The organism is Micromonospora sp. A200, assembly GCF_029893845.1.
GTDB classification, from domain to species: Bacteria; Actinomycetota; Actinomycetes; order Mycobacteriales; family Micromonosporaceae; genus Micromonospora; species Micromonospora purpureochromogenes.
The window spans coordinates 157,906-167,073 of sequence record NZ_JARXXY010000015.1; the positions used below are offsets into that span (position 1 = coordinate 157,906).

Genomic DNA, 9,168 nt, shown 5'->3' on the forward strand with positions numbered 1-9,168 from the left:
GCTCAGGGCAGGCGGGAGAACCAGCGCATCGACCCGGCCGCGGCGCCCATCGCGAACATCAGCCCGAGGCCGATGAACCGGGCGGAGATGTCCTGGCGTTCGGTGCGGTAGCCGACCGACGAGCCGATGTCCTCGTAGACCTTGCGCAGTTCCGCGCTGTTGCCCGCCTCGTGGAAGCCACCCCCGGTGTCCTCGGCGACCGCCTTGAGGGTCTGCCCGTCGACCGGCACCTGGATTGGCCGGCCGCCCCGGTCGACGAACCCGCCGGGGGTGCCGAAGGAGATGGTGTGCACGGGCACCTTGGCCGTCACGGCCGCGGCGGCGGCCTCCATCGGGTCCATGCCGGAGGTGTTCGCCCCGTCGGAGAGCAGGATGACCCGGGCCGGCGGTGGCTTCTTCGCCGCCGTCGAGTCCAGGCTCTTGACCGCGCCGAGCGAGGCGCTGATCGCCTCGCCGATCGCGGTGCCCTGCACCCCGGTGATGCCCTCGGCGAGCCGGTCGATCCCCTCGTGCAGCGCCTCCCGGTCCGTGCCGGGCGGCACCACCACCGCCGCGCTGCCGGCGAACGCGACCAGGCCGACGTTGAATTCGTCGGGCAGGCCGTCGACGAACCGCCGGGCCGCGTGCTTGGCGGCGGCGAGCCGGTCCGGTTCCACGTCGGTGGCGAGCATCGAGGTGGAGACGTCGACGGCGACCATGACGGTGGCCCGTTCGCGGGGCACCCGCACCTCGGCCGTCGGCCGGGCGAAGCCGACCACCAGCAGCGCCAGCATGGCCAGGAAGAGACCGGCCGGCACGTGCCGCCGCCAGGCCGGCCGGGTCGGCGCGACCCGGTCGAGCAGCCGGAGGTTGGTGAAGCGCACCGCGTACCGGCTGCGCCGGCGCTGGGCGAGCAGGTAGCCGCCGGCCAGCGCGAACACGCCGAGCAGCAGCAGGAGCCGGGCGGGCGACTGCCAGGTCACGCGACACCTCCCCGGGCGGCGGCCGGCGCGGCGGCCAGGCGGCGCTGCGCGTGCACGTGCCGTACCACGTCGGCGGTCCAGTCCCGGTCGGTGCGCAGCGGCAGGTGGGTGGCGCCGGACCGGCGCAGCGCCCGGCGTACCTGCTCGCGCTGGGCGGCCGCCGCGCTGGCGTAGCGCCGGCGCAGCGCCTCGTCGCCGGTCCAGACCTCCCGCCGCCGGCCGGTCTCCGGGCAGACGAGCGTGATCAGGCCGACGTCGGGCAGTTCCAGCTCGCGCGGGTCGGTGATCTCGACCGCGAGCACCTGGTGCCGGGCGGCGAGGCGGCGCAGCGCCGGCTCCCAGGGCGCGGGCTCGTCGTCGTGCTCCGGCAGGCCGTCGAGGAAGTCGGAGACCACCACGACCAGGCCGCGCCGGGTGGCGACCCGCTGCACGGCCGCGAGCGCCTCCACCAGGTCGGGTGGGTCGGGCGGGACCGTCCGCTCGTCGTGGTCACCGGTACGCGGCGCGGCCAGCAGCGTGCGGAGCACGCCCAGCAGATGGGTACGGCCGCTGCGGGCCGGGAAGCGGCGCAGCCCGGTCGGGGTGAGCAGCTGCGCGCCGAGCCGGTTGCCGGTGCCGGCGGTGAGGAAGCCGATCGCCGCGACGGCGGCCACCGACAGCTCCCGCTTGTCCAGTTCGGCGGTGCCGAACTCCATGCTGGGGCTGGCGTCGACCAGCAGCCAGGTGCTCAGTTCCCGGTCGGCGTCGACCTCGCGGACGTGCGGCACGGTGGTGCGGGCGGTCACCGCCCAGTCCATCCGGCGCACCTCGTCCTCGCCGGGGCGGTACTCCCGGCTGCCGGCGATCTCGCTGCCCGGCCCGGGCAGCAGACCCCGGTGCTGGCCCTGGAGCAGCCCGTCCAGCCGACGGGTGACGGTCAGCTCCAGCCGGCGCAGCCGCTGGTTCCCGGCGAGGTCGGCCAGGCCCGGTCCGGCGGGCGCCGGCGCGGTGCGGCGCCTCATGCGGCAGCCAGGTCGGCGGCGTGCTCGGGCTGCCCGGTGGCCAGCACGGGCGGGGGCACCGCCTGCACCAGCCGGTGCACCAGCGCCTCGGGCGAGACCCCGTCGGCGACCGCGTCGAAGGAGAGCACCAGCCGGTGGGCCAGCACGTCGACGGCGAGATCGCGGACGTCCTCCGGCAGCACGTACTCCCGGCCGCGCAGCAGCGCCTGGGCGCGGGCCGCGGCGACCAGGCCGAGGGTGGCCCGGGGGCTCGCCCCGTACGCCAGCATCGGGGCGATCTCCGGCAGCCCGAAGCGGCCCGGGTCGCGGGTGGCGAGGATGAGGCGGACGACGTACTCGGCGAGCGCGTGGTGCACGAAGACGTGCTCGGCGCGCTGTTGCAGCCCGCGCAGCCGGCCCGGGTCGAGCACCTGGTGGGCGCGGGGCCGGTCGGTGCTCATCCGGTAGAGGATGGCCAGCTCGTCGGCATCGCTCGGGTAGTCCACGACGATCTTCATGAGGAACCGGTCGCGCTGCGCCTCGGGGAGCTGGTAGACCCCCTCGGACTCGATCGGGTTCTGGGTGGCGAGCACCAGGAACGGCACCGGCACCGGCCAGCTCCGGCCGCCGATGGAGACCTGGCGCTCGGCCATCGCCTCCAGCAGGGCGGACTGCACCTTGGCCGGGGCCCGGTTGATCTCGTCGGCCAGCACCATGTTGGCCATGATCGGGCCCAGCTCGACGTCGAAGCTCTCCTTCGACGCCCGGTAGATGCGGGTGCCGACGATGTCGGAGGGGACCAGGTCGGGGGTGAACTGGATCCGGGAGAAGGTGCCGCCGACGACGGTGGCGAGGGTGTGCGCGGCGAGGGTCTTCGCCACGCCGGGTACGCCCTCCAGCAGGCAGTGCCCGTCGGCGATCAGTGCGGTGAGCAGGCGCTCGACGAGCCGATCCTGCCCGACGATCACGCGTCTGACCTCGAAGAGGGTCTGTTCCAGCTCGGTGGCCGCCGCGTCGGGATCGGCCGGGCTGGGCAGGCTGGCCAGGGTGTCCGAGATGTCCGTCACGGTGCTTGCTTCCCGGGGTACCGGGCGGACAAACGTCGGAATATCACCCCCTGGCAGGCACTTTCCCACCCGGAGCGGGACGAGGCACCCGTTACCTCGTTAGCGGGCGACGACGGTGCGTTCCACACCAGACGGTGCCGACCCCCACGTGCGGGCCAGCACCGTGGCGGGCGGTGCTCTCAGTTGGCGACGACCAGGTGGAACGGGCGGTCGGCCGCCGAGCCGCCGGAGGTCCGGGTCTGGACGAAGACCGCGTTGGGAGTCAGGTAGCGCGGCGCGACGGCCACCTCACCACCCGGTGGGACGTCACCCGGGTCGTTGGTGCCGATCGTCGCCACGTGCACCGTCAGCAAGACGTGAAACGCTGACTCCTCAACGCTTCTCACCCGGCTTGAGCTGGGGTTACTACGCTCTGTTGTGCCGCCACAGCCAGGAGGAAAGTGGCACTGGAAAAAGCCGAGCGGCAATAGTCGATCAAGGCGTTCGACATTCTTTCCGGGTGACTGTCGTAATTGCGAGAAGCGAGGGCTGCACCATTCATGAAAACGGGTCGGGGGCCTGCGGCGCGGGCGTGAGCGCTAGCCTGACGTCCATGATCACCACAGAGCCGCCGGCCCGGACCCGACCGCCGGTACGCGCCCTGCTCTGCTGGCTGGCGGTCGTGCCCGGTGCCGCCTGGGCGCTGGTCCGCCTCGCCGGGCTGGAGCGCGGGCCGCTGGTACAGGCGGTCGCCTTCACCCCGTACGTGGCGGGCTGGAGCCTGGTCGCGCTGGTGCTGGCGCTCGCCCTGCGGCGCCGCGGGCCGGCGGTGGCCGCGGCGGTGGTGGCGTTGGCGCTGCTCGGCGCGGTGGCCCCCCGGGCGGTCGCCGCCGACCAGCCGGCGGCCGGCGGGCCGGTGCTGCGGGTGCTCACCGCCAACCTGCTCAAGGGCGGTGCCGACGCGCGGACGTTGGTGGAGCTGGTGCGCCGGCACCAGGTGGACCTGCTGGCCGTGCAGGAGTTCACCCCGGAGGCCCGCGACGCGCTCGACCGGCAGGGCCTGGCCCGGCTGCTGCCCCACCGGCAGCTCAACCCGGAGGTCGGCACCACCGGCTCCGCCCTCTACTCGCGGCTCCCGCTCGCCGAGGGTGGCTTCCGGCGCAACGCCGGCTTCCAGTTCACCCAGGCGTACGCCGTCCTCGCGGTGCCGGGGGCGCCCCCGGTGCGGATCGAGTCGGCGCACCCGGCCGCCCCCTACGCCGTCGCGGCGGTCGACGAGTGGTTCACCGACCTGCGGGCGCAGCCCCCGGCCACCCCCGAGGGGCCGCTGCGCATCCTCGCCGGCGACCTCAACGCCACCCTCGACCACGCCCCGCTGCGCGCGCTGCTGGCCACCGGGTACGTCGACGCGGCCGACGCCGCCGGGGCGGGGCTCGCCGGCACCTGGGGCCCGTACGACGGCGACCTCATCCCACCGGTCACCATCGACCACGTGCTGGTCGACCGGCGGATCGCCGTCCGGTCCGTCGCCGTGCACCCGGTGCCCGGCAGCGACCACCGCGCGGTGCTGGCCGAGCTGCGCCTGCCGGCGGCCTGACCCCGGCGGGCCCCGACCCGGCCCGACCGCGCCGACGGGCGGCTCAGACCCGGGCGCGGTCCAGGCCGAAGGTGAGCGCGTCGACCAGGGCGTGCCAGCTCGCCTCGACCACGTTGGGGTGCACGCCGACGGTGGTCCAGTCGCGGCCGGTGCCGTCCGCGGTCTCCAGCAGCACCCGGGTCACCGCGCCGGTGCCGTGGCTGCCCTCCAGGATGCGCACCTTGTAGTCGGCCAGCTCGAAGTCGCGCAGCTCCGGGTAGTGCCGGGACAGGCCGACCCGCAGCGCCTCGTCGAGGGCGTTGATCGGGCCGTTCCCCTCGGCGGTCGCGATCACCCGCTCGCCGCGTACCCGGATCTTCACGGTCGCCTCGGAGACCACCGCGCCGTCCTCCCGGTGCTCGACCAGCACCCGGTAGGACTCCAGCGCGAACGGCCGGGGCGGCGCGGCGTCCGGCAGCTCCGAGCGGACCAGCAGCTCGAACGACGCGTCCGCCGCCTCGAACGACCAGCCACCCGCCTCCAACTCCTTGACCCGGCTGGTGACCTTCGACAGCGCCTCCGGATGGCCGGCCAGGTCCAGGCCCAGCTCGCGGCTCTTGAGCTCGACGCTGGCCCGGCCGGCCATCTCGGTCACCAGGATCCGCATGTCGTTGCCCACCACCGACGGGTCCACGTGGTTGTAGAGCAACGGGTCGACCTTGATCGCGCTCGCGTGCAGCCCGGCCTTGTGGGCGAAGGCGGCGGCCCCGGCGTACGCCTGGTGGGTGTCGGGGGCGATGTTGGCGATCTCGGCGATGGCGTGCGCGACCCGCACCATCTGCTCCAGGCAGCCCTCCGGTAGGACGGGCAGCGCGAGCTTGAGCTGGAGGTTGGCGACGACCGCGAAGATGTCGGCGTTGCCGGGGCGCTCGCCGTACCCGTTGGCGGTGCCCTGGACGTGGCGGACCCCGGCCTCGACGGCGGCGACGGTGTTGGCCACCGCGCAGGCGGTGTCGTTCTGGGCGTGCATGCCGAACAGCTCCGGGGCGATGCCGGTGCGCGCGGTCAGGTCGGCGATCGCGGCCGTCACCATGGACGGCAGCATCCCGCCGTTGGTGTCGCAGAGCACGAACCGCTCGGCGCCGGCGGCGAGCGCGGTCTCCACCACCGCCGCGCCGTACGCCGGGTCGTGCCGGTAGCCGTCGAAGAAGTGCTCGCCGTCGACGAAGACCCGCCGGCCCTCGGCGACCAGGTGGGCGACGGTGTCGCGGATCATCGCCAGGTTCTCCGGGCCGGTGGTGCGCAGCGCCCGCTCGACGTGGCGGAGGTCGGCCTTGGCGACCAGGGCGACCGCCGGGGTCTCGGCGTCGAGCAGCCCGCGCACCTGCGGGTCGTCCGCCACCGGCACCCCGGCCCGGCGGGTGGCGCCGAAGGCGACCAGGACGGCGTGCCGCAGGTCCAGCTCGGTCCGCGCCCGGCGGAAGAACTCGGTGTCCTTCGGCACCGCGCCCGGCCACCCGCCCTCGATGAAGCCCACCCCGAACTCGTCGAGCAGCCGCGCGACGGCCAGCTTGTCGACCACCGAGTAGCTGAGCCCCTCACGCTGGGCACCGTCGCGCAGCGTCGTGTCGTACACCTGGAACGTCATGGGAGTGCCTTCCTCACGGACCTCGGGCGGGGGAGCAACAAAAAGACCCCCCGCGGATGCGGGAGGTCTGCGCGCTCGGCGGAGGGGAAGCCGGCGCGCTAGCTGTCAATAATCAGGACGGTGCTGGTCACGATCGCCACTCTGCCACCCCACCCCTGGTTTTGGGAGGCACAATCCACATACCGGGACGGTTACCGAGTGTGTCCAGTACCCGATCAATCACCGCGACCCGGACGGAACGCGGCGCTGGTGATCGACTTCACAAGTCACCCGGCCGCCACCAGGCGGAAACAACGCTGCGGAAGTATCTGGAACCGATCCAGTTACCGGCCCCGCGCCGTTGACAACCGCTGCCAAGGAGGACCCGTGCTCACTGTCAGTGACCGCTTCCCTGAGTACGAACTCACCGCCTGCGTCTCGCTGGACGCCGACAAGGCGTTCGAGACCATCAACCACAAGTCCTACGAGGGCAAGTGGCGGGTGGTCTTCTTCTGGCCGAAGGACTTCACCTTCATCTGCCCCACGGAGATCGCCGAGTTCGGCCGCCTCAACGGCGAGTTCACCGACCGCGACGCCCAGGTGCTCGGCGTCTCGGTGGACAACGAGTTCGTCCACTACGCCTGGCGCAAGGACCACCCGGACCTGCGCGAGCTGCCCTTCCCGATGCTCAGCGACATCAAGCGCGAGCTGACCGCCGACTGCGGCGTGCTCGGCGAGGACGGCGTGGCGCAGCGGGCCACCTTCATCGTCGACCCGGACAACGAGATCCAGTTCGCCATGGTCACCGCCGGCTCGGTCGGCCGCAACGTCTCCGAGGTGCTGCGGGTGCTCGACGCCCTGCAGACCGACGAGCTGTGCCCGTGCAACTGGAACAAGGGCGGCGAGACCCTGGACGCCAACGCGCTGCTCACCGGCGCCGGTGCCTGAGATGGGTCTGGACGCGGTCAAGGCGGCTCTGCCCGAGTACGCCAAGGACATCAAGCTCAACCTCGGCTCGACCGTCGGCACCTCGACCCTCAAGCCGGAGCAGGCCTGGGGCACCGCCCTGGCCTGCGCGGTCGCGGCGCGTAACCCGGTCGTGCTGAAGGAGATCGCCGACGAGGCGACCGCCCACCTCACGCCGGAGGCGATCGAGGCCGCCAAGGGCGCCGCCACCATCATGGCGATGAACAACGTCTACTACCGCGCCAAGCACCTGATCGGCGACGACCAGTACGCCTCGATGCCGGCCCGGCTGCGGATGCAGATCATTGCCCGACCGGGCGTGGACAAGGGCGACTTCGAGCTGTGGTGCCTCGCCGTCTCGGCGATCACCGGCTGCGGCGTCTGCCTGGAGTCGCACGAGAAGGCGCTGCGTGGTGCCGGGTTCACCCGGGAGCAGGTGCACGAGGGGCTGCGCATCGCCGCCGTCGTGCACGCCGCCGCGGTGGCCCTCGACGCGCAGGCCGCGCTGGCCTGAGCCGGTGGGTGTACCTATCACCGCAACCGGGTAGGTAGGGATCCGACAGGCAAATCCCCCGAGAAAGTCGAGAAAGGGAGTGTTGACGCCATGGAGCGGCTCGACCCTCGAACGACCCACGGGACGCCGGATCCGCTGACCCAGGGTGGTCAGGGCGCCTTCGCGGGCGGCGCGCCCGCCGGGCGTTTCGATCCGTGGAGCTACCGGGACGACGCCAGGGTGACCGGTGTCGACCTGGTCGGCTACAAGGTGGAGGCGAGTGACGGCGGTATCGGCAAGGTGGACCGGGCCAGCCACGAGGTGAACTCCAGTTTCCTCGTGGTGGACACCGGTCCGTGGATCTTCGGCAAGAAGGTCATGCTGCCGGCCGGCACCGTCAACCACGTCGACCACGACGAGCGGAAGGTCTACGTCGACCGGAGCAAGGACCAGATCAAGGCCGCGCCCGAGTACGACGAGACGACCGACACGGACCCGGCGTACCGGGACAAGCTCGGCGGTTACTACGACGACACCTACTCGTCGATTCCGCCGGGCACGGCCCGGTAACGGAGGCACCTGCAACCAGCGGCCGGCGGGGCACATCGTGGCCCCGCCGGCCGTTACCGTGTCAGGGGTGGACGCCCCGGAGACCCCCTTCCCCGCACTGTTCAACTTCCGCGACGTCGGCGGCTACCGCAACCGGGACGGGCGGACCGTCCGGCACCGCCGCCTCTACCGCTCCGACTCGCTGCACCGGATCGACGAAACCGACCGGGCCGCGTTCACCGCGCTCGGCATCCGCACCGTCATCGACCTGCGTCGTCCCACCGAGGTGGCGCGGGACGGCCGGGTGCCGGCCTACGACGGCCTCACCTACCGGCACATCCACCCGGAGCACGCGGACTGGGCGCAGCGCCGGTACGAGCCGGGGGCCAGCCTGGCCCGCTACCTCGCCGACCGGTACGCCGACCTCGCCCAGACCGGCACCGCCGGGCTGGCCGAGGCGATCGGGCTGATTGCCGACAGCGCCACCGCCCCGGTGGTCGTGCACTGCGTCGCCGGCAAGGACCGCACCGGTATCGTCTGCGCGCTCACCCTCTCGGTGCTCGGCGTGAGCGACGCCGACATCGCCGAGGACTACGCGCTGAGCAGCGAGGCGTCGGCCCGGTTCAGCGCCTGGCTGGCGGCCACCGCCCCGCAGACCGAGGAACCGCCCCCGCCGTTCCTGGCCTCGCCGGCCGAGGCGATGGCGCTCTTCCTGACCGAGCTGCGGCAGGGGCACGGCTCGGTGGAGGGCTACCTGCGCCACTCCGGAGTGACGGACGACCAGGTCGCCGCCCTCCGCGACCACCTGCTGGAATAGTGCGGTGTCCACTAACGTTCACTGGGTGTCCGGTGGGTGTTGTGGATCCTCGCCGGGTGGGCGAGCGACTCCCCACCGGGTGGTGGGGCGGGCCTCCGCGGGCCAACTGATCCTCGCGCCACCCATGCTGGGCGCCGCGGGTCACGTCGGGA

Annotated in this window: 10 protein-coding genes; 5 read left to right on the plus strand and 5 right to left on the minus strand. The window is 73.0% G+C overall.

The genetic code is table 11. The features are described from left to right. Window positions 1–2: 2 nt before the first annotated feature. The 4 genes from M2302_RS16875 to M2302_RS16890 form a co-directional block, all read right to left on the minus strand. The gene (locus M2302_RS16875) at window positions 3–962 is read right to left on the minus strand and encodes a VWA domain-containing protein (RefSeq protein WP_280838836.1); all 960 of its coding nucleotides are present in this window, start codon (window positions 960–962) and stop codon (window positions 3–5) included. Then, window positions 959–1,963, minus strand: a complete 1,005-nt coding sequence (locus M2302_RS16880; RefSeq protein WP_280838837.1) for a DUF58 domain-containing protein — start codon at window positions 1,961–1,963, stop codon at window positions 959–961. Before M2302_RS16880 ends, M2302_RS16875 begins: the two co-directional genes overlap by 4 nt. Continuing rightward, a complete protein-coding gene (locus tag M2302_RS16885; RefSeq protein ID WP_280838838.1) occupies window positions 1,960–3,009 on the minus strand; it encodes a MoxR family ATPase in 1,050 nt (349 codons plus the stop codon). Before M2302_RS16885 ends, M2302_RS16880 begins: the two co-directional genes overlap by 4 nt. A gap of 179 nt (window positions 3,010–3,188) precedes the next feature. Continuing rightward, window positions 3,189–3,362, minus strand: coding sequence for a hypothetical protein (locus tag M2302_RS16890; RefSeq protein WP_280838839.1), 174 nt, complete (start codon window positions 3,360–3,362; stop codon window positions 3,189–3,191). 239 nt (window positions 3,363–3,601) lie between these two features. Here M2302_RS16890 and M2302_RS16895 point away from each other — a divergent pair, with 239 nt between their 5' ends. Further along, window positions 3,602–4,585, plus strand: coding sequence for an endonuclease/exonuclease/phosphatase family protein (locus tag M2302_RS16895; protein ID WP_280838840.1), 984 nt, complete (start codon window positions 3,602–3,604; stop codon window positions 4,583–4,585). Window positions 4,586–4,628: 43 nt separating this feature from the next. Here M2302_RS16895 and cimA read toward each other — a convergent pair whose 3' ends face one another. Next, window positions 4,629–6,212 (minus strand): citramalate synthase, encoded by a 1,584-nt coding sequence (gene cimA, locus M2302_RS16900; protein ID WP_280838841.1) that lies wholly within the window; start codon window positions 6,210–6,212, stop codon window positions 4,629–4,631. 366 nt (window positions 6,213–6,578) lie between these two features. Between cimA and M2302_RS16905 the strand changes: the two genes are divergently transcribed. From M2302_RS16905 to M2302_RS16920, 4 genes are all read left to right on the plus strand, one after another. Continuing rightward, on the plus strand, window positions 6,579–7,139 hold the full coding sequence (locus M2302_RS16905) for a peroxiredoxin (protein WP_280838842.1): 561 nt from the start codon (window positions 6,579–6,581) through the stop codon (window positions 7,137–7,139). A 1-nt stretch (window position 7,140) separates the two neighbouring features. Beyond that, the gene (locus M2302_RS16910) at window positions 7,141–7,671 is read left to right on the plus strand and encodes a carboxymuconolactone decarboxylase family protein (protein ID WP_154943340.1); all 531 of its coding nucleotides are present in this window, start codon (window positions 7,141–7,143) and stop codon (window positions 7,669–7,671) included. Window positions 7,672–7,761: 90 nt separating this feature from the next. Continuing rightward, complete coding sequence (locus tag M2302_RS16915; RefSeq protein WP_280838843.1) at window positions 7,762–8,220, plus strand: PRC-barrel domain-containing protein; 459 nt, start codon at window positions 7,762–7,764, stop codon at window positions 8,218–8,220. A gap of 67 nt (window positions 8,221–8,287) precedes the next feature. Further along, window positions 8,288–9,016 carry a tyrosine-protein phosphatase gene (locus M2302_RS16920; RefSeq protein WP_280838844.1) on the plus strand — a complete coding sequence of 243 codons (729 nt, stop codon included), beginning with the start codon at window positions 8,288–8,290 and terminating at the stop codon, window positions 9,014–9,016. Window positions 9,017–9,168: the final 152 nt, after the last annotated feature.

What these genes read in the sequence shown, in the direction of transcription:
- M2302_RS16880 (WP_280838837.1), bottom strand. Translation starts at nt 1,963, where the DNA reads ATGAGGCGCCGCACCGCGCCGGCGCCCGCCGGACCGGGCCTGGCCGAC.
- M2302_RS16895 (WP_280838840.1), top strand. Translation starts at nt 3,602, where the DNA reads ATGATCACCACAGAGCCGCCGGCCCGGACCCGACCGCCGGTACGCGCC.
- cimA (WP_280838841.1), bottom strand. Translation starts at nt 6,212, where the DNA reads ATGACGTTCCAGGTGTACGACACGACGCTGCGCGACGGTGCCCAGCGT.
- M2302_RS16910 (WP_154943340.1), top strand. Translation starts at nt 7,141, where the DNA reads ATGGGTCTGGACGCGGTCAAGGCGGCTCTGCCCGAGTACGCCAAGGAC.
- M2302_RS16915 (WP_280838843.1), top strand. Translation starts at nt 7,762, where the DNA reads ATGGAGCGGCTCGACCCTCGAACGACCCACGGGACGCCGGATCCGCTG.